General features: G+C 68.8%; 16 protein-coding genes. 11 read left to right on the top strand and 5 right to left on the bottom strand.

The features are described from left to right. On the bottom strand, positions 1-1286 hold a 1286-nt coding region (locus NM1_RS34685; RefSeq protein WP_084520325.1), incomplete at its 3' end, for a SpoIID/LytB domain-containing protein. A gap of 371 nt (positions 1287-1657) precedes the next feature. Here NM1_RS34685 and NM1_RS34680 point away from each other — a divergent pair. Next, positions 1658-4021 (top strand): N-acetylmuramoyl-L-alanine amidase, encoded by a 2364-nt coding sequence (locus tag NM1_RS34680; protein WP_246011477.1) that lies wholly within the window; start codon positions 1658-1660, stop codon positions 4019-4021. 163 nt (positions 4022-4184) lie between these two features. Continuing rightward, entirely contained in the window at positions 4185-4643 is a 459-nt protein-coding gene (locus NM1_RS34675) for an ATP-binding protein (protein WP_246011476.1), read from the top strand. Positions 4644-4646: 3 nt separating this feature from the next. On the opposite strand, the gene NM1_RS34670 is transcribed toward NM1_RS34675, so the two are convergent. Then, entirely contained in the window at positions 4647-5489 is an 843-nt protein-coding gene (locus tag NM1_RS34670) for a Cof-type HAD-IIB family hydrolase (protein WP_068030104.1), read from the bottom strand. 232 nt (positions 5490-5721) lie between these two features. Between NM1_RS34670 and NM1_RS34665 the strand changes: the two genes are divergently transcribed. From NM1_RS34665 to NM1_RS34640, 6 genes are read left to right on the top strand one after another with little or no spacing between them, the layout of a single operon-like run. Next, positions 5722-6702, top strand: coding sequence for an ABC transporter permease (locus NM1_RS34665; RefSeq protein WP_068030102.1), 981 nt, complete (start codon positions 5722-5724; stop codon positions 6700-6702). Further along, the gene (locus NM1_RS34660) at positions 6699-7664 is read left to right on the top strand and encodes an ABC transporter permease (RefSeq protein WP_068030100.1); all 966 of its coding nucleotides are present in this window, start codon (positions 6699-6701) and stop codon (positions 7662-7664) included. Before NM1_RS34665 ends, NM1_RS34660 begins: the two co-directional genes overlap by 4 nt. Then, on the top strand, positions 7661-9547 hold the full coding sequence (locus NM1_RS34655) for an ABC transporter ATP-binding protein (RefSeq protein WP_068030098.1): 1887 nt from the start codon (positions 7661-7663) through the stop codon (positions 9545-9547). The genes NM1_RS34660 and NM1_RS34655 overlap by 4 nt, the downstream gene beginning before the upstream one ends. A 9-nt stretch (positions 9548-9556) precedes the next feature. Beyond that, positions 9557-11233 carry an ABC transporter family substrate-binding protein gene (locus tag NM1_RS34650; RefSeq protein ID WP_068030093.1) on the top strand — a complete coding sequence of 559 codons (1677 nt, stop codon included), beginning with the start codon at positions 9557-9559 and terminating at the stop codon, positions 11231-11233. Between the two features lie 28 nt (positions 11234-11261). After that, a complete protein-coding gene (locus NM1_RS34645) occupies positions 11262-12935 on the top strand; it encodes an ABC transporter family substrate-binding protein (RefSeq protein WP_068030091.1) in 1674 nt (557 codons plus the stop codon). Next, positions 12932-13591 carry a hypothetical protein gene (locus NM1_RS34640; protein ID WP_174556945.1) on the top strand — a complete coding sequence of 220 codons (660 nt, stop codon included), beginning with the start codon at positions 12932-12934 and terminating at the stop codon, positions 13589-13591. Before NM1_RS34645 ends, NM1_RS34640 begins: the two co-directional genes overlap by 4 nt. Before the next feature lie 3 nt (positions 13592-13594). On the opposite strand, the gene NM1_RS34635 is transcribed toward NM1_RS34640, so the two are convergent. Continuing rightward, positions 13595-14611, bottom strand: a complete 1017-nt coding sequence (locus NM1_RS34635; RefSeq protein WP_068030088.1) for an agmatine deiminase family protein — start codon at positions 14609-14611, stop codon at positions 13595-13597. 210 nt (positions 14612-14821) lie between these two features. Here NM1_RS34635 and NM1_RS44300 point away from each other — a divergent pair, with 210 nt between their 5' ends. Continuing rightward, on the top strand, positions 14822-14947 hold the full coding sequence (locus NM1_RS44300) for a hypothetical protein (protein ID WP_255286253.1): 126 nt from the start codon (positions 14822-14824) through the stop codon (positions 14945-14947). Positions 14948-14981: 34 nt separating this feature from the next. Here NM1_RS44300 and NM1_RS34630 read toward each other — a convergent pair whose 3' ends face one another. Further along, positions 14982-15827: an NAD(P)H-binding protein gene (locus NM1_RS34630; RefSeq protein ID WP_068030085.1), complete on the bottom strand. Its 846-nt coding sequence runs from the start codon at positions 15825-15827 to the stop codon at positions 14982-14984. An 87-nt stretch (positions 15828-15914) separates the two neighbouring features. Here NM1_RS34630 and NM1_RS34625 point away from each other — a divergent pair, with 87 nt between their 5' ends. Beyond that, positions 15915-16718 carry an AraC family transcriptional regulator gene (locus tag NM1_RS34625; RefSeq protein WP_211339439.1) on the top strand — a complete coding sequence of 268 codons (804 nt, stop codon included), beginning with the start codon at positions 15915-15917 and terminating at the stop codon, positions 16716-16718. A gap of 55 nt (positions 16719-16773) precedes the next feature. On the opposite strand, the gene NM1_RS34620 is transcribed toward NM1_RS34625, so the two are convergent. Continuing rightward, positions 16774-17370 (bottom strand): TetR/AcrR family transcriptional regulator C-terminal domain-containing protein, encoded by a 597-nt coding sequence (locus NM1_RS34620; protein ID WP_084520324.1) that lies wholly within the window; start codon positions 17368-17370, stop codon positions 16774-16776. A gap of 228 nt (positions 17371-17598) precedes the next feature. Between NM1_RS34620 and NM1_RS34615 the strand changes: the two genes are divergently transcribed. Continuing rightward, a complete protein-coding gene (locus tag NM1_RS34615; RefSeq protein ID WP_068030082.1) occupies positions 17599-18966 on the top strand; it encodes an MFS transporter in 1368 nt (455 codons plus the stop codon).

Below are 18966 nucleotides of genomic sequence, written 5' to 3'. Positions count from 1 at the left end.
GGCAGCGCGGCCGCACCGTCGAGCGCCGCACCCGCCCGAGCCTGGGGCTCGGCCGCCGCCTCGGGTGCCACCTGCAACAGCGTGCTGAAGTCGACGACCCGGGCACCGAGCGCCGGTGTCGCGATGATGACGCCGCCCGAGTACATCCGGTACGTCCCGATTCGGCCGGGCAGCAACGACTCCGGGCCGAGCGGATCCCCCAGCGGCCCCTCCGGTCCGCCGGTCTGGGCGTACCTCGCCTCGATGACGGTATCGGCGCGCACGGACCGCTGCGCGCTCTCGTCGGGCGGTGGCGCCGGGGCCGGGGCGAGTTCCTCCGGGGCCGGGCCCACCTCGAGGGTGCCGACGTCGATCGGCTGGCCGCCGCCCGGCGCCGCCGAATACTCGGTGCGCAGAATCCGGCCGTCGCGCAACAGCACTCGGCCCGCGGTCGAGCGCACGGCCGCGGCGGCCCGCGAATCCTCCCGCTCGGTGCCCGGATAGGCCTGGCAGTCGGTGGTGTCGCAGGTCTGGGCGTAGGGGTAGCGATGTTCGGCCAGCGCGTAGGAGCGGGCCGCGATCGCCTGCGCGCGCAGCGCCTCGGCGCCGCCCTGGTCGGCCCAGTTGGCCTGCATCTCGGCGGGCACCACGCCCAGCAGGTAGTCGTCGACGTCGACCTCGTTGACGGTGCGGGGCTCGCCGTTCTCGAGGGCGACGCCGAGCGTGCCGCGATACGTGCCGCCGCCGCACACCTTCAGGTGCTCCGCGGGCGGGCGGTTGGTGCCGGAGGCGATCGGATAGGCGACCGGATCGTCGGTGACGCCCTGCCAGACCACCTCGCCATCGCACCCGGTGGTGATCACGACATTGGCGCCGCCGTCGGGCATCGGGGTCAGATGGGCGGCCTGACCGGGGACGACCCGGCGTCCCGCGACCGCCAGCCCGGCATCGGCGAAGACGTCGAGCGGTTCGTTGTCGTCGGCCTGCAGCCGCACCCGCACGGCGGTGGGTCCGATCGCACCCAGCAGCGCGCCCGGGTAGTAGTGCTCGAGGATGCGCTCGGCCGTAGCGCCGCCGGTCGCCTGGTCGAAGGCGCCGACCTGGCTCATGCCGCGACCGTGGCCGACGCCGGCCAGCGGCCGATATCCGGCGCTCGAGCCATCGGGCCAGGTCAGGGTCACCACGACCGTGCCACCCACCAGGGCGACCACGACCAGCCCCACGCTCGCGGCGCGTCTGCGATGGCGGCGCCGCAGGAGATCCCCCTGTCGCACCGCCGCCACCCATCGTCGTCCCGTGCTTGCCATGTGCACTCCCAAGGGTTTGCGCGGATGAGACTCGCCGGTACTTCCGTTCGGCATGTCCTGCCCGCTGCCTGGCTATTTGGAAGCTACATTCGAGCTATCTAACCTAACTCTCAAGTGAACCTTTAGATTTGTGACGATTGTGACTAGTGTGACCATTGTTCCGTCAGGAATCAACCCTGCTGCACCGCTGACGGTCAACGGTTCTACCTGAATGGGAGATGCTCGTGCCGTACCGCAGACCGAAACGCCCGTTTATCCTCCCGGTTGTCACGACTCTGGCGGTCATCGCGCCGCTCGCGGGTCTCGTCCTGCGCGACACGCCCGACTATCACTCGGCAAACGAAAGCAATCTCGCTGCGATCCCCGCGCAAATGGCCGAGGTCGCTCTCTCCTCGGCGCCCGACGTGGTGCTGCCGCTGCGCGAGCTCACCGGGCTCAATCTCCCCGACCTGCGACTATCCGATCTGCGTAAACTTCCGCTGCCCCGCTCGGTACACCTACCCCCGGGCCTACCGATGCCGCCCGGCGTGCAGCTACCCAGCGAGATCCCCCTACCTCAGTTCGGTCAGTCCGATCCCACCGCCGTACAACCGGCGCCGCGGCGGCCCACCGGCACCTCCCCCGGATTCATCGCCGGTCCACTCGACGACACGGCCCCCGCCGACCCCGGTGTCGCACCCGCTCCCGGCGGGCCCGGCACCGCACCCGCTCCCGCCGATGCCGTGAACCCCGCGCCCGGCAGCACCGGAAACGCCACGGCCGGCGAACCGGTACCCGCCCCGGGATTCGCCGCCGACCCCGCCACCCCGGCGCTCGCGCCCGGTGCCATCGCACCCGAGCTTGCCGACAAGGTCGGCGCGGAGGTCAAGGAACTCACCCGCGAAACCCCGTTCAGCATGGTCGCGCTCACCGCGAAGGACCTCGCCGGTACCAGTGCCATGGTCCGGGCGCGCACCGCCGACGGCAGTTGGGGCCCTTGGTTTTCCACCGAGCAGGTCGATACCCGTCGCAACGACCACGCCGCGCCCGGCCGCACCGGCACCGAGCCGATCTACGTCGGCAAGACCAAGGCCGTTCAGGTGCTGACGACCCGGAAGGCCGCCGCCGCGCCGATCCAGGGCGAGGCCCCGTCGGCCCAGGGCGACGCAACACCCGGACCGAGCCAGGACGGACCCGCACCAGCTCAGGATGGGACCGCCCCCGCTCAGGGCCAGACCGCCCCCGCACCCGTCCAGGACGAGACCGCCCCCGGGCCGGTCCAAGGCGACGCGGCCCCCGCACCCGCCCAAGGAGATCCCGCACCCGCCCGAGGCGACGCGGCTCCGGCACCCGTCCAAGGTGAGACCGCGCCCGCCCAAGGCGGGTCCGTCCCGACGCCGGGCGGGCCGACCGCCGCGCGATCGGACGATCCGGCGCAGGTGACGGCGGCGGCGCTGTCGGCGGTGCTGATCGATCCGGGCCGCGGCGCGGCCGACGAGAATCTGTCCGCGGTGGCTGCGCCGGTGTCCGGCGGCGGCCCCAAGGTGATCACGCGTCAACAGTGGGGCGCCGACGAATCGCTGCGCACCGAATGCGGGGAGCCGACGGTGTACGACGACGGCGTCGGCGGCATCACCGTGCATCACACCGCCGGGCGCAACGACTACAGCAAGGCGGAATCCGCGGGCATCGTCCGCGCCATCTACGCCTACCACGCCAAGACGCTGAACTGGTGCGACATCGGGTACAACACCCTGGTCGACAAGTACGGGCAGATCTTCGAGGGCCGATACGGCGGCATGGACAAGGCCGTCCAGGGCGCACACGCGGGCGGGTTCAACGAGAACACCTCCGGCGTGGCGCTCATGGGCGATTTCGAGACCGAGCCGCCGACCGATGCCGCGCTGCAGGCGGCCGGGCAGTTCATCGGCTGGCGGGCCAGGGTCGCCGGGCTGAATCCCGCGGGCAAGACCACCATGTACTCGGAGGGCACCGAATTCACCCCGTACGCCGAGGGTGAGGCCGTGCAGCTGCCGACCGTGTTCGCCCACCGCGACGTCGGCAACACCACCTGCCCGGGCGACGCCGCGTACGCGCTGATGGACCGCATCCGTGAGATCGCCGCGAGCAGTGGCGGATCCCTGGGCACGCGGGCGGGTAACAACACCGCGCCCGGGACCCGGCGCACCCAGTCCGATCTCGCCGCGCTGGCGGATATGACCACGAAGCTGCTGGGGATGGTCGGCGAGAACGCCGTGGCCCGGTACTGGTCCACGCAGGGCGGACCGGACGGACACCTGGGCGCCGCCGCCTCCGAACCGCAGCCGACCAGGGACGGCGGGCAGTACGCCAAGTTCGCCAACGGCTACGTCTACGCCGATCCGAACGGGAAGGTGATCGAGGTGGTCGGCCATATCCTGGACCGCTTCGTCCAGCTCGGCGCCGAGACCGGGACGCTCGGCCTGCCGCTGGGCAACGCCTATCCCGTCCCGGACGGCCAGCGCTCCGACTTCCAGTACGGCTCACTGATTCTCAACCAGGTGACCGGCATCGTCACGACCCTGCTGAAGAACCCACAGCAGCAACGGAACTCGACACTGGGCCAGAACGCCGAACCCCTGCCCGGGCAGATCGCCGCGCCGGGCCAGGTGGGGGCACCCGGCCAGGCCCCCGCACCAGGGCAACCGTCCGTGCCCGATCCGGCTCCGGCGTCGGTACCCGTCCCGGAACCGCATTACCCCGCCCCGGCCGAGTAGTCACAGCCCAGCGGGTCGTCACCGCCCAGTGGCTACCGTCATGGCGCAGCGCGAGGCACCGCCCGATAGTTCGCCGAGCACGTCGGTCCGGCCGGTCGGCACCCCTACGCGATGCGCGGGTGGTGATTCGCGCGGGTGTGCCGCGCGCCCTAGGCTTGCCGGGGTGACGTGCGTTCTGGTCACCGGGATGTCCGGGGTCGGCAAGTCGTCGCTGCTGCGCGAGCTCGCGCGGCGCGGCCATCGGACGGTGGACACCGACTACGGCGACTATTTCGAGACCGTCGACGGCGAAAGACTGTGGCGCACAGACCGAATCGACGCGCTGCTGACGAGCGCGCCGGAGTCGGGGTCACTGTTCGTCCAGGGCACGACGCGCAACCAGACCCTGTTCTATCCGCGCTTCGAGCACATCGTGCTGCTCAGCGCGCCCGCCGAGATCCTGATCGAGCGCCTGGCCGCCCGCACCGACAACCCGTACGGCAAGGACTCCGCGGAGCTGGCGGAGACGCTGGAGAACCTCGAGACGGTGGAGCCGCTGCTCCGCGAGGACGCCACGCTGGAGGTCGTGACGACCGTCCCCGTCGCGCGGGTCGCCGACATCGTGCTGACGCACGTGCTCTGAGCGTCAGCTGGTCCACCAGCGCTCGAGGACCTGGGCGACGCCGTCGGCGGCATTGGTGCCCGTGATCTCGTCCGCGGCGGCCTGGGCCTCGGGGTGCGCGTTGGCCATGGCGACACCGTGACCCACCATCCGCAGCATCGGAACATCGTTGGGCATATCGCCGAAGGCCACGATGGTGGCGTGCTGGACGCCGAGCCGCTGCGCGACCGTGGCCAGGCCGGAGGCCTTGCTCACACCGGGCGAGGACAGCTCGATCAGGCCGTTGTCGGTCGAATAGGTGATATCGGCGCGGCCGGACAGCTCCGGCTCCAGGATCGCCCGCATATCGGCGCTGGCGGCGCCGCGTAACCGGATCAGCATCTTGATGGCCGGGGCGGCGAACACCTCGCGCCGGGCGACCTGGGTGTCGTCCGGATTCAACCAGGCATGTTCGTACTCCGGCGAACTCACGAACTGCGGGGTGGCCGCGTCGTGCGCACTCTCCCCGACCCGCTCGGCGGCCAGACCGCAACCGGGCAGCACCCGCTCGGCCAGGTCGGCGATCCAGGCCAGGCTCTCCACGTCGAGGGTGCTGGTGTGCAGGATGCGGTCGGAGGCGCTGTCGTAGATCACCGCGCCGTTGCCGCAGACGCACAGCGGCGCGTATCCGAGACCGTCGACGACCGGATCGATCCAGCGCGGCGGGCGACCGGTGGCGAGCACGAAGGGCACCCCGTCGGCAATCAGCGCGGCCACCGCGGCCCGGGTGCGAGGCGTCACCTGCTCGCGTTCATCGATCAGCGTGCCATCGACATCGGTGGCCACCATTTTCGGTGTGGGCAGGTGCAGGCGAGTCACCCATTCCATCCTGCCCGAAACCGGACGCTCGTTGTAATCACGATTCGGCAGGCCAACTCCCGACACGCCCGTAGTCAAGCCGTGATCAGCCCCCTTACCTGCGGTGCCGAACCGCCACCGCAGGCCGTCACACTGGTGCACGATGTGCTGACGATCCGTGCATGTCACTGGCCCTCCATGACGCGCCCCGATCGCCACCTGTCCTTATGATCAGGGGCTAGCAACCGACCCGAGGGGATTGATGACCGGCTTCCTGCTACGACGCGCGCTCAACTATGTCGTGCTGCTGGTGCTCGCGTCCTTCCTGACGTTCAGCCTGGCCTCGCTGACCTTCCGCCCGCTGGACAGCCTCGAGCAACGCAATCCGCGCCCGCCGCAATCGGTGATCGACGCCAAGGCCGAGGAACTGCATCTCAACGATCCGATTCCGCAGCGCTACCTCACCTGGGTCAGCGGCATCCCGCACGGCGATTTCGGGCAGACGCTCGCGGGGCAGCCGGTCAGCGAGGAACTGCCCCGGCGGATCGGGGTGAGCCTGCGGCTGCTGGTGATCGGCTCGATCGTGGGCACCCTGCTGGGCGTGCTGGTGGGCGCCGCCGGTGCGATCCGGCAGTACAGATTCAGCGACTACTTCACGACGATCGTGTCGCTGCTGATCCTCAGCACGCCGGTGTTCCTGCTCGCCACCCTGCTGAAATATGGTGCGCTGGAGATCAATACGCTGTCCGGGCAGCAGATATTCCTCTACACCGGCGAGACATCGGCGAATGCCGTGCACGGCCTGTGGAATCAGATCGTGGACCGGGCGCAGCACATGATCGTCCCGACGCTGGGCCTGGCACTCACCGCCATGGCCGGTTACAGCCGCTACCAACGCAATGCGATGCTGGACGTGCTGCAGAGCGATTTCATCCGCACCGCCCGCGCCAAGGGGCTGACCCGCAACAGAGCCCTGTACAAACACGGCCTGCGCACCGCGCTGATACCCATGGCGACCCTGTTCGCCTACAGCCTGGGCGCCCTGATCACCGGGGCCACCTTCACCGAGAAGATCTTCGGCTGGCACGGCGTCGGCGAATGGCTGGTGGACGCGATCAACGCGCAGGACATCTATATCGTCGTGACAGTCACGGCATTTGCCGGATTGGTGGTGCTGGTGTCGGGCCTGCTGTCCGATATCGCCTACGCGATCCTCGATCCACGGGTGCGGGTGGGAGCATGACCGAAGCGGAAATCATCGTCCAGGGCGCCCCGGAACCGCAGGCCGCCGGGCGCCGGAAACTGGTGTGGCGCAGGTTCCGCCGGAACAAACCCGCGGTGGTGGGTGCCGTGGTGCTGGTGCTGATGGTGGTGCTGGCCTTCGCCCTGCCGCCGTTCCTCGAGTACGACTATCAGCAACTGGACTACACGGCGCTGCTGAAGCCCCCGAGCCCCAAGCACCCCTTCGGCACCAACCAGATCGGTCAGGACGTGCTGGCGCAGACGCTGCGCGGGCTGCAGAAATCGCTCATCATCGGATTCAGTGTCGCCCTGTGCACCAGCATCATCGCGGCCCTGGCGGGATCCGTGGCGGGTCTGCTGGGCGGCTGGACGGATCGGGCCATCATGTGGCTGGTCGACCTGCTGCTCGTGGTGCCGAGCTTCATCATCGTCGCGATCTTCGCGCCGCGCACCAAGGGCAGCGGATCTATTCTGCTGCTGATCGTGCTGCTGGCCGCATTCAGCTGGATGATCAGCGCGCGCATCGTGCGCGGGCTGACGCTCAGCCTGCGGGAACGCGAATTCGTCCGTGCCGCACGGTATATGGGCGCGTCGACGTGGACCGTAATCACCACCCACATCGTGCCGAACATCGCCTCGATCCTGATCATCGACACCACGCTGGCGGTCGGTGCGGCGATCATGGCCGAGACCGGTCTCAGCTTCCTCGGCTTCGGCGTGCAGCCGCCGGATGTATCGCTGGGCTCGCTGATCGCGTCGGGAACCAAGTCGGCGCTCACCTTCCCGTGGTTGTTCCTGTTCGCCGGTGGACTGCTGATCGTGACCGTGCTGTGCGCCAATCTGGTCGGTGACGGTCTGCGAGATGCGTTCGACCCCAGCGCCAAACGCGCCCGGGTGCGAACCAAGAGGTCCGGCCGGAAGGCGGCGGCCGCGGCGACGACGAAGCAGGAGACCGCGGCATGACGGACAAGAGCCCGGAGTCCGTGACCGATGAGCAGACCGCACGCGCGACCACGGCGCCGCTGCTGGAGGTATCGGACCTGCACGTATCGTTCCCCAGCGAGGAGGGCCGCATCGATGCGGTGCGCGGGGTGAGCTACACGGTGTCCGACGGCGAGGTGCTGGCCATCGTCGGCGAATCCGGTTCGGGGAAATCGGTGTCCTCGCTCGCCGTGATGGGGCTGCTACCCGATCAGGCGCGGGTTCGGGGCTCGATCCGCTTGCGCGGCAAGGAACTTCTCGGCATGGGTGACCGGCACCTGTCGGCGCTGCGCGGCAGCCGGATCAGCATGGTGTTCCAGGATCCGCTGTCGGCGCTCACGCCCGTGTACCGGGTCGGCGACCAGATCGCGGAAGCCCTGCTGGCACACAAGAAGATGAGCAAACAGCAGGCGGCCGAGCGCGCGGTGGAGCTGCTGGACCTGGTCGGCATTCCGGAACCGGAGATGCGCGCCAAGGCATTTCCGCACGAGTTCTCCGGTGGCATGCGCCAGCGCGTGGTGATCGCGATGGCGATCGCCAACGATCCGGAGTTGATCATCTGCGACGAGCCGACCACCGCGCTCGACGTGACCGTGCAGAAGCAGATCCTGAACCTGCTGCGCAAGGCCCGCGACATCACCGGCGCCGGCGTCGTGATGATCACCCACGATATGGGCATCGCCGCCACGATCGCCGACCGGATGGCGGTCATGTACGCCGGTCGGATCGTCGAAACCACCGGAGCCGCAGAGCTTTTCAATTCGCCGCGGATGCCGTACACGGTGGGGCTGCTCGGTTCGATCCCGCGCATGGACGGGCCCGCGCGCCGCCCCCTCATCCCGATCGTCGGCGCCCCGCCCGCCATGCACGCACTGCCGCCGGGCTGCCCGTTCGCGCCGCGCTGCCCGGTGTCGATCGACGAATGCCGGGCCGCGGAACCGCCGCTGCAGGACACCGCGCCGGGCCACCGCGCCGCCTGCATTCGCACGGCGGAGGTCGGCACCGACGCCCTGTTCACGGCGTATCGCCAGGAGATCGGCGAGCCGGAGCCCACGGACGAGCCGGAACCGCGCGCGGTGCTTCGGGTTTCGGACCTGGTCAAGACGTTCCCTATCACGTCCGGGGTGGTGTTCAAGCGGCGCCGGGGTGAGGTCCGGGCGGTCGACGGCATCAGCTTCGAGATCAGCGCCGGGCGGACATTGGCGCTGGTCGGCGAGTCCGGTTCCGGCAAGTCGACGACCCTGACCCAGATCCTGGATCTGGTACGACCGGAGTCGGGCACCATCGAGGTGCTCGGCAGCGACGTCTCGTCGCTGACCAAGGCGCGCCGACGCGAGATTCGGCGGAAAATGCAGATCGTGTTCCAGGATCCGTCCGCCTCGCTGGATCCGCGACTGCCCATCTCCGACGCGCTGGCCGAGCCGCTGCGCATCGACGGGCGGTCGCGCGACGAGATCCGCAGACGGGTACCGGAACTGCTGAAACAGGTCGGCCTGCGCCCCGAACACGCCGACCGCTATCCCGCCGACTTCTCCGGCGGCCAGAAGCAGCGCATCAACATCGCGCGCGCCCTGGCACTGGACCCCGAACTGCTGGTGCTCGACGAGCCGGTGTCCTCGCTCGACGTCTCCATCCAGGCCGGTGTGCTGAACCTGCTGCGAGACCTGCAGATCGAACGCGGACTGTCGTATCTGTTCGTCTCCCACGATCTTTCGGTGGTGCGCAATCTCGCACACGAGATCGCGGTCATGTATCGCGGCAAGATCGTCGAATCCGGCCCGGCGGAACGGATTTTCTCCGACCCGCAGCACGAGTACACCCGGGCCCTCATCGACGCCGTCCCGCTTCCGGTTGTCGCGCGGTAGGAGAAGATCGTGAAAGTTCGCTCGCTGAGCAGGCAATTGGCCATACCGCTGGTTGTCGTCGCGCTCGGGCTCGCCGCGTGCGGCTCGGATTCCGGCGAGGCGCCGCACGGGTCCGCCGCGGAGCTGGGGACCACCAACGACGTCAACCCGCACGATGTCACCGACCTGCGGGACGGGGGTAATCTCCGGCTCGCGCTCACGGCGCTGCCGCCGCAGTGGAACGTGCTGCACACCGACGCCGACGGCGAGGTGGCGGGCGTACTCCGTCCGATGATGCCGCGGGCGTTCAGAACCGATGCGGCGGGCAACCTGACGGTCGACACGAACTATTTCACCAGCGTCGAACTCACGAATACCGATCCGCAGCAGGTCGTCTACACCATCAACCCGAAGGCCGTATGGTCCGACGGCACGCCGATCACCTGGGAGGACATTCGCTCCCAGGCCGCGGCGCTGAGCGGTGCCGATCCCGCATTTCTCATCAGGATGAACTTCGGGTTCGATCGGGTGGAGAAGGTCGAACGCGGGGTCGACGACAAACAGGCGATCATCACCTTCCGGCAGCACTGGGCGGACTGGAAGGGGCAGCTCGCCGGCGAGGGATTCCTGTTCCCGAAATCGGTCACCGGCACGCCGGAGGCGTTCAACAAGAGCCTGGTCGACGGCATTCTGCTGACCGGGGGGCCGTTCACCGTCCAGTCGGTGGATCGGGCGCAGGGACGAATCGTGCTGGGTCGCAACCCGAAATGGTGGGGCGATACCCCGAAACTGGACACGATCACCTATACGGTGCTGGACAGCAGCGCCTTCATCCCGGCGCTGCAGAACAACGAGATCGACGCCGTGGGCATCGCCACCCGTGACGATCTGAAGACCGCCCAGGGCATTCCCGGGGTGGCCATCCGGCGGGCGCCGGGCAATGTCTGGTCGCATATGACCTTCAACGGCGCACCGGGTTCGCTGCTCGAGGATCCCGGCGTGCGAGTGGCGATATCCAAGGCGATCGACCGGCAGGGCATCGCCACGGCGATCCAGAACGGCCTGGTGCAGACTCCGCGGCCACTGGGCAGTCACGTATACGTGCAGGGCCAGACCGGATATCAGGACAACGGCCTCCCCTTCGACCCGGACGCCGCCGCGCGCGAACTCGACGCCCTCGGCTGGAAACTCAACGGCGACGTCCGGGAGAAGGACGGGCGCAGGTTGGAAATCCGCGATGTCATGTACAACGACCAGAGCTGGGTCCAGATCGCGCAGATCATCCAGCAGAACCTGGCGCGCATCGGCGTGCGGCTCGTCATCGACACCAAACCGGGCAAGGGCTACTTCACCGACAACATCAAGCCCGGCAATTTCGATGTCGCACACTGGGTGTGGTCCGGCGACGTATTCGTACTGAAGAACCTGCCGCAGGTCTACCGCTACGATCCGAACGACCTGCAGGGCAATTACGGCCGGGTCGGGTCGCCGGAGATCAACGCCCTCATCGATGAGGCGCTGGCCGAACTGGATCCCGCCAAGGCCGTCGAGCTGGCCAATCGCATCGACCGGAAGATCTGGGAGATCGGTCATTCGGTTCCGCTGATGCAATCGCCCGGAAATCTCGCGGTGCGCGCGGGACTGGCCAACTACGGGGCGCCCGGACTGGCGTCCTACGACTACACCAAGATCGGCTTTGTGAAGTGACCAGCGGTCCCGATGAAAGGAGCGACCCTTGCGGATTCGTTCGACAGTTGTCCGGTTAGCGATCCCGGCGGTCGCACTCGGATTGGTCTTGTCCGGGTGTGCGGGCTCGGATACCGAGGGGACCGGCACCTCCTCGATCGGGACCACCAACGACATCAACCCGCACGATGTCAGCGAGCTCCGCGACGGCGGCAATCTGCGGTTGGCCGTCTCCGAGTTCCCGCCCAACTGGAACTCCATCTCCAACGACGGCAACAACGCCGATATCGCCAATATCGAGCGACTGATGATGCCGCAGTCCTACCGGATCGATCCGTCGGGTAATCCGATCCTCAACACCGACTATTTCACCAGCATCGAGCTGACCAATACCGAGCCGCAGCAGGTGACCTACACGATCAACCCGAACGCGGTGTGGTCCGACGGCAGCCCGATCACCTGGGAGGACATCCGCTCCGAGGCCGAGGCGCTGAGCGGCCGGAACAAGGAGTTCCTGATCGCCGCGAATCAGGGCTTCGACCGGGTGGAGAAGGTCGAGCGGGGCGTCGACGACCGGCAGGCCGTGATGACCTTCAGGACGCACTACGCGGAATGGCGCGGGCAGTTCGCGGGTAACGGCTTCCTGTTCCCGAAATCGGTGACCAGCACGCCGGAGGCATTCAACAAGAGCCTCGTGGACAGTATCGGCCTGACGGCCGGCCCGTTCCTGCTGCAGTCGACCGATCGCGCCCAGGGCCGTATCGTCCTCGGCCGCAACCCGAAATGGTGGGGGGCGACACCCAAGCTCGACACCGTCACCTTCAGCGTCCTGGACAGCGCGGCGCTGGTACCCGCGCTGCAGAACAACGAGATCGACGCGGTCGGCATCGGCCGCCGCGACGACCTGGCCACGGCGCAGGGCATTCCCGATATCGCGATCCGGCGGGCGCCCGCCACCCAGTGGTCGCACCTGACCTTCAACGGCGCGCCCGGTTCGATCCTGTCCGATCCCAAACTGCGCCTTGCCATTTCGAAGGGCATCGACCGGCAGGGCATCGCCACGGCGATCCAGAACGGTCTGGTCGCCGATCCCAAGCCGCTGAACAACCACATCTATCTGGAGGGGCAGACCGGCTACCAGGACAACAGCCTCGGCTTCGACCCCGCCGCCGCCGCAAAGGAACTCGACGACCTCGGCTGGAAGCTCAACGGCGACGTCCGGGAGAAGGACGGCCGGAAGCTGGAGATCCGCGATGTCATGTACAACGACGAGACCTGGGTCCAGCTGGCGCAGATCATTCAGCAGAATCTCGCCCAGATCGGCGTGAAGCTCACCATCGACACCCGGCCCGGCAAGGCATTCTTCACCGATGTGATCCAGCCGGGCGACTTCGACGTGGCGCAGTGGAGCTGGGTCGGCGACCCGTTCCCGCTCAGCTCTCTCAACCAGATCTGGGGCTACAACCCGAACGATCTGCAGGGCAACTACGGCCGGATCGGCTCGCCGGAGCTCAACGACCTCATCGAGCAGACCATCTCGGAGCTGGACGAGAAGAAGGCGATCGAACTGGCGAACAAGGTGGACCGCAGCATCTTCGAAGAGGGGCATTCGCTCCCGCTGCTGCAGTCGCCCGGCATCGTCGCCGCGAAGGCGAACCTCGCCAACTACGGCGCCCGCGGTCTGGCCACCTTCGACTGGACGAAAGTCGGCTTCCTGAAGTGATTTCCGGTTCGGGCCATCCGCTGGCCTACCCGGTCCTGACGACGTTCGGCGCCCTGGCGATCTGCCTCGCCTGGGCGCCGTTCGCCGATCTGGAGCAGGCGAGCATGCTGGCGGCGGTGGCGGTGATCGTGCTGGGGTACACGGCGTTTCGGCTGGCCGTGGCGTTCGGCAAGCTGCCGGTGCGTGGCCTCGCCGCGGGAACCGTCGAATGCAGGCGGGTCCGGCAGCAGCATCGGCTGCTCAGCCGCTCCTGGCTGGAACTGGAGGCCGACGGCCGGAAGCGTTGGCTACCCGTATATTTCGATCCCGCGCTGGTGACATTGTCCGTGTCGACACCGCGAATGGGAAACGGAGCCATCCGAATCGACGAGTTGCGCCTGTATCCCACCGGACCGCTGCGCGATTCGGAGCCGACCGGAAAACTGATCGACAATCCCGCCCGCCCGAATCCGGACGGGGCCGCGCACGCCGCGCGGTCGGCACGGTTCGTGCACAGGCTGGTGCTGGATGCCCAATTCGCCGTCGCCGCACCGTTCGCCGCGCTGCTGTGGGTGTATGTCGCGGGCGGGGGGTTCCCCGCATTCGTGGGAGCGGTGACCGTCGCGGCGGGTGTGGCAACCTGGTTCGCCGCGATCCGCGGGTCCGATCCGAGCTGAACCTCAGCCGGTGACCAGCGGTTGCTGCTGGGTCGAGCAGTGGATTCCCCCGCCGCCCTCGACGACGGCGTTGCATTCCACCCGGACCACCTCCCGGCCCGGGAAGGCGTCGGCCAGGATCCCCGCGGCGCGGTCGTCGCCGCGGCGGTCGCCGTAGGCGGGCATGTAGACGGCGTCGTTGCCGACGTAGAAGTTGGCGTAGGAGTACAGGAAGTCGGGGCCGCGCTCACCGGACAGCTCGGTCGCATCCGGTTGCGGGAGTTCGATGATCTCGAAGGGCCTGCCCGCGGCGTCGGTGGCCCGGCGCAGGATCTCGCGTGCCTGGACCGCGGCGCGCGCGAAGACGTCGCCCGGATCCGGATGGACCGGCCAATCCACCAGGACCACACCGGGTTCGGCGAAACGAGCGACGGCATCGACGTGACAATCGGTGACGTCCTCGCCCGCTACTCCCTGCAGCCACACGACTTTCGTGACGCCCAGCATTTCGCCCAGCGCCTTTTCGATATCCTCGTGATCGAGCCCCGGATTTCGGTTCGGATTGACCAATGCGCTCTCGGTCGTCAGCAGGGTGCCGTCGCCGTCCACCTCCAGCGCACCGCCCTCCGTGACGATCGGCGCGACCACGCGGGGAATTTCCGCATGTTCGAGCACTTTTCGCGCGACCTTGGCGTCCATGTGGTATTCGGACTTCTGGCCCCAGCCGTTGAAGTTGAAGTCGATTCCGGCGGGACCGTCCGGACCGGACACAAATGTCGGCCCGGTATCGCGAACCCACAGGTCGTCCAGCGGGGCGGAAACGACCTCCACGGCCGAACCGCAGGCCCGGCGCGCCTCCTCGACCTGCTCGCGGCGGGCCAGCAGCGTCACCGGCTCGTGTTCGGCGATCGCGCGGGCCAGCCGCGTGATATCCGCGCGCACCGCCGGTAGCAGCTCCTCCCACACCGATTCCTTGGCGGGCCAGGCCAGCCAGGTCCGGGCGTGTGGAGCGGTCTCCGCCGGCATTGTGTAGCGCGTCATGGGCCCGACGCTACCCAGTTTTCGGAGACGCACCAAAAACTTTCGCCATTCGACTTTGCAGATGCGCTTTCGCGGTACCCGGCCGCGTCGCGATCGCGAATTTCAGCCATCGATGAACAATTCGGCCGTCACAATTCGACACCCGATACATAATTCCGTGGCCGATCTCCGCCGCGGACCACCGGCACGCGGTCTGTTCGAATTACATCGGTGCGACACAATTCCGGCGGCCGCCCGGCCCGGCTCGACCCGCTCGCGGAAACCGTTGCCTATCGCAGTGTTCCGGTATCGGCCGGGCGGCGGTGCGCCACCTACGGTCAGACCGGCGGGACGTGATCGCGCGCGGATCGACCGGCGGGGACCTCCGCCATCAGGTGAACTCCCGCAGGTGATCGGCGACCCACTGCGCGTACGTGCGCGGCTCCCGGGCGAGCACCCGGCGCACATCCCCGGTGAGCACCTCGTTTTTCCCGGCCCGGACATATGCGGCGCCCAGCTGCGCGCCATCGATGAAGGCATCGGACAGGCCCGCGGACCGCATCATGTCGCGCGCCGCGTCGTCGGAGAGGTCCGCGGTCCGCAGCTCCCTGCCCAGCGCAGCGCCGAGGATGGCCGCCTGGTCGGGCTCGGACAGCAGTTCGGGCCCGGTCGGCGTGTACACCCGGCCCGTGTGTTCGCCGGAAACGAGCGCCTCGACGGCCACCGCCGCCACATCGCGGGGGTCGACCACGCCCTGGCGGCCGTCACCCGTCCGCACCGGCACCACGCCGTTCGCCCGGATCGGCTCGGCCCAGGACCGCGTATTCGACGCAAAGGCGGTGGGGCGCAGGATCGTCCACTCCAGACCGCCGGCGCGGACCGCCTCCTCACCGGGCAGATGCCACGTCCCGACCCCTTTCAGATCCCCATTGCCGGTCCCGATCGCGGACAGCTTCACGACCCGGCGGACCCCGGCCGCGCGCGCCGCGGCGACCAGCTCGGCGTCGGTATCGGTGTTGTCCGGACCGAGCACCCCGACGAGGAAGGCCGCCTCGACATCCGCCATGGCCGCGCGCACGGCCGCCGAGGCGGAGTAATCGCCCTGCGCCGCTTGCACTCCCGAGGGAAAGCTCGCGTCCGGGTTCCGCGTCAACGCCCGGACCGGCGCACCCCGTCCGACCAGCTGCCGCACTATCTCGCTGCCGATGGTGCCTGTCGCACCCGTCACCAGAATCATGAACGACAGCCTGCCGACCCGACCACCTGCGGCTATAGGAAATTTCGGCACGGCCGCCCGGGCCGGGGCGCGCCTACAGTGGAGCTGGTGACCAGCACGCTGTCCCCGATCCGCACGGTCGAGCGCTTCACTCGCCCGATCGCGGTGCCCAGCGCCCTGCGGTCGTGGTTCAGCGCGGCCGACAGCATCGCGGACCACCCGGAGCTGACCGAACCGTTCATCCACGTCCCCGAGGTCACGACCCGGTTGGTGCTGCGCGATTCGGCGGACGGGCGGCGGGACGTGCTGGTGATCGGCCCGCTCACCCGCGCGACGTACAAGGCGACCGCCGCACCGGCGTCCTGCGTGCGGCTCGGCCTGGCCCCGGGTGCGGCACACGCCCTGCTGGGCGTACCGGCCGCGGACCTGACCGATCGCGGAGTACCACTCGCCGAATTGCCCGGTCCCCTGGCCGAATTCGCCGACGAGCTGACCCACGCCGCGCCCGAGGAAGTCTCGGCTTTACTGGAAGCCGAACTGCCGCGGCGTATCCCGGACACCGATACCTCCCAGCGCGCGCTGCTGCACGCGGCCACGGCATTGCTGTCGGCGACCTCCGCGACGATCCCGGAGGTCGCCGCCCGTCTGGCGGTGAGCGAACGTCATCTGCGCACCCTGTTCACCCTCGGAATCGGCGTCTCCCCCAAGCATTTCGCCCGAATCGACCGGCTGCGCCGAACCCTGTCCACGGCCGCGCATACACCGCTGGCCCGGCTCGCCGCCGAGCAGGGATACTACGACCAATCCCATATGACCGCCGACTTCCGCGTTCTGATGGGCGTTCCGCCGACCTCATTCTTCGAAGGCAAGCTACCCGCGCCCACACCCTGTTCCGTACGCCTTCGCGACTGAGCCGTCATTCGCCTTCGTGCATACCGGTGGGCGTGAATCGCGCCGAGCCGCACGCTCAGTCGTCCGCCGTCCCCAGCACCGCGTCCAGCAGTCGATGCAGGGCCCACTCGAAATCGGCGACGGCATCGGCGGCGGCCAGGTGCGGGCGGGCTGTGGTGAGGGCCGGGTAGTCGTTCGCATCGACCGCTAATCCCGGATGGCCGAGGGGATGTTCGTTGACGACGTACCCGAGCAGGAGGTGCCAGACGGCGCGATAGGTGCGCGCCGCGACCTCCGGGCTCAGGCCGGCGTCCAGCAGGGCACCGATCCCCGATTCCGCGAAGGGCAGTGCGGTGGCGGTCACCGAGGCGGCGTCGATGATCACCTTGGCGGCCCACGGATGGTCGAGCAGGACCCGGTGCGCCCCGAGCCACTGCCGCACGATCCGCTCCCTCGGACCGCCGTCCCGCACCACCGGAAACGCGCGGGCGAGGTCGTCGTTCAACAGGGCGAGCAGCTCACGGCGATCGGCGATGTGCCGATAGAGCGAGGCCTGGCCCGTGTTCAGGTCCTGCGCGACCCGCCGCAGGGTGAGCGCCGACAACCCTTCCGCATCGGCGATCCGGCGCGCGGCGGCCACGATCGCGCCGCGAGTCAACGGTTGTTCGCGCACCTCATTCCTTCCGCCCGGCTGGTCCGAGCCTAGGCGGCGGGGTCGAGGACCCACGGAGGACCCGGTTCACCGATCCCGGAAGGAGTCATCGCGTGGGCAGCGGCGACTCGTCGATGGGCGTGCCCTGGCCGGAGTCACGCTGCCGAGCGGATTCGGCACTTGCGAACGGCGTTCGCATATAGTTAGGTAAGCCTAACGCGAACGTTGTTCGCATCAGAAGGAGGCCGCGTGACCACCGAAACCCTGACCACCATCCCGCCCGCGATCCGCCGCACCGCCGCCATGGTCGCCCTGGCCCTCGGCGTGCTGTCCTACGGGCTGATGCAGACCATGCTGGTGCCCGCGATCGGCGTGCTGCAGCATGCCCTGCACACCAGCGCGACCGGCGCGACCTGGGCCGTGATGAGCGCACCCTTGCTCGCCAGTGCGATCCTGACGCCGCTGATCAGCCGACTGGGCGATCGGTACGGGCGGCGCCGGATGCTGCTGATCGTGCTCGCGATCTACCTGGCCGCCACGCTGATCGCCCTCGCCGCGCCGCACATCGGCGTGCTCATCGCGGCCCGCGCCGGGCAGGGCGTCAGCCTCGCGATATTGCCGCTGGCCTTCGGCTCGGTCCCCGACATCCTGCCGCCCGAGCGCGTGCACGCCGGGCTGGGACTGCTGTCCGGTCTGGTCGGCGGGGCGGCGGGCATCGCGCTGGTGTGCGGCGGGCTGATCGTCGACCATGCCTCGTGGCGATGGCTTTTCGTCGTCGGCGCCGGATTGATCACGGCCGCACTGGTTCTCGGCTACCTGGCCGTGCCGGACGGCACGTCCCGCAGTGCGGGACGGCTCGACATCGGCGGTACCGTCCTGCTCGCGGGCGGCCTCTGCGGAATTCTGCTGGCGCTCACCGTCGGACCGACCGCCGGATGGCTCGGCGTCCCGACGCTGCTGTTCGCCGTCGGCGGTGTCGCACTGCTGGCGATATTCGTTCGAGTGGAGCAGCGGCTGCGGGATCCGCTCATCGATATGGACCTGGTACTCCACCGGCCCGTCGGCATCGCGCATCTCGCAGCGCTCGCCCTGGGGGCGGTCCAGTTCATGTACTACGTCCTGGTACCCAAGCTGGTCGAATTGCCCACGGCGGCAGATGGTTTCGGTGGATCCGTTACCACAGCGGGGCTCGTGATGCTGCCGTCCACCCTGGTGGTCCTGCCCGCCGGAGCCGTCGCGGGCCGAATCATCGCCCGCCGGGGTCCGCGCGGGCCATTGGCCGCGGGACTACTCGTGACCGCGTGCGGCGCGGCGCTGCTGGCAGTCGCGCACGGCTCACCGTGGCAGCTGGCGGTGTGCGCACTGCCGATCGGGCTCGGCACCGGCCTGGTGATGACCGCACTGCCGTCCCAGCTACACCGGGTGGTCGATCCCGGGCGGGCAGCCACGGCCAACGGCATCAATACGGTATCCCGCACGGTAGGAGGCGCCTTGGGCAGCCAGCTGGGTGCCGCCCTGATCCTCGGCTCGGTATACGGCGGATTCCCGACCGCATTCTGGATCGCCACCACCGTCGGAACCGTCGGCGCGGCACTGGTATTCGCCGCCGACCGGTGA

The sequence above is a fragment of the Nocardia mexicana NBRC 108244 genome (assembly GCF_001613165.1).
GTDB lineage: Bacteria > Actinomycetota > Actinomycetes > Mycobacteriales > Mycobacteriaceae > Nocardia > Nocardia mexicana.
Note: the sequence above shows the minus strand (reverse complement) of the source record. Positions and strands in the feature narration are given on the sequence as shown.

Coding starts and splice junctions, on each gene's coding strand:
- NM1_RS34680 (WP_246011477.1), top strand. CDS start 1,658: ATGGCCGAGGTCGCTCTCTCCTCGGCGCCCGACGTGGTGCTGCCGCTG.
- NM1_RS34670 (WP_068030104.1), bottom strand. CDS start 5,489: ATGGAATGGGTGACTCGCCTGCACCTGCCCACACCGAAAATGGTGGCC.
- NM1_RS34665 (WP_068030102.1), top strand. CDS start 5,722: ATGACCGGCTTCCTGCTACGACGCGCGCTCAACTATGTCGTGCTGCTG.
- NM1_RS34660 (WP_068030100.1), top strand. CDS start 6,699: ATGACCGAAGCGGAAATCATCGTCCAGGGCGCCCCGGAACCGCAGGCC.
- NM1_RS34655 (WP_068030098.1), top strand. CDS start 7,661: ATGACGGACAAGAGCCCGGAGTCCGTGACCGATGAGCAGACCGCACGC.
- NM1_RS34635 (WP_068030088.1), bottom strand. CDS start 14,611: ATGACGCGCTACACAATGCCGGCGGAGACCGCTCCACACGCCCGGACC.
- NM1_RS34630 (WP_068030085.1), bottom strand. CDS start 15,827: ATGATTCTGGTGACGGGTGCGACAGGCACCATCGGCAGCGAGATAGTG.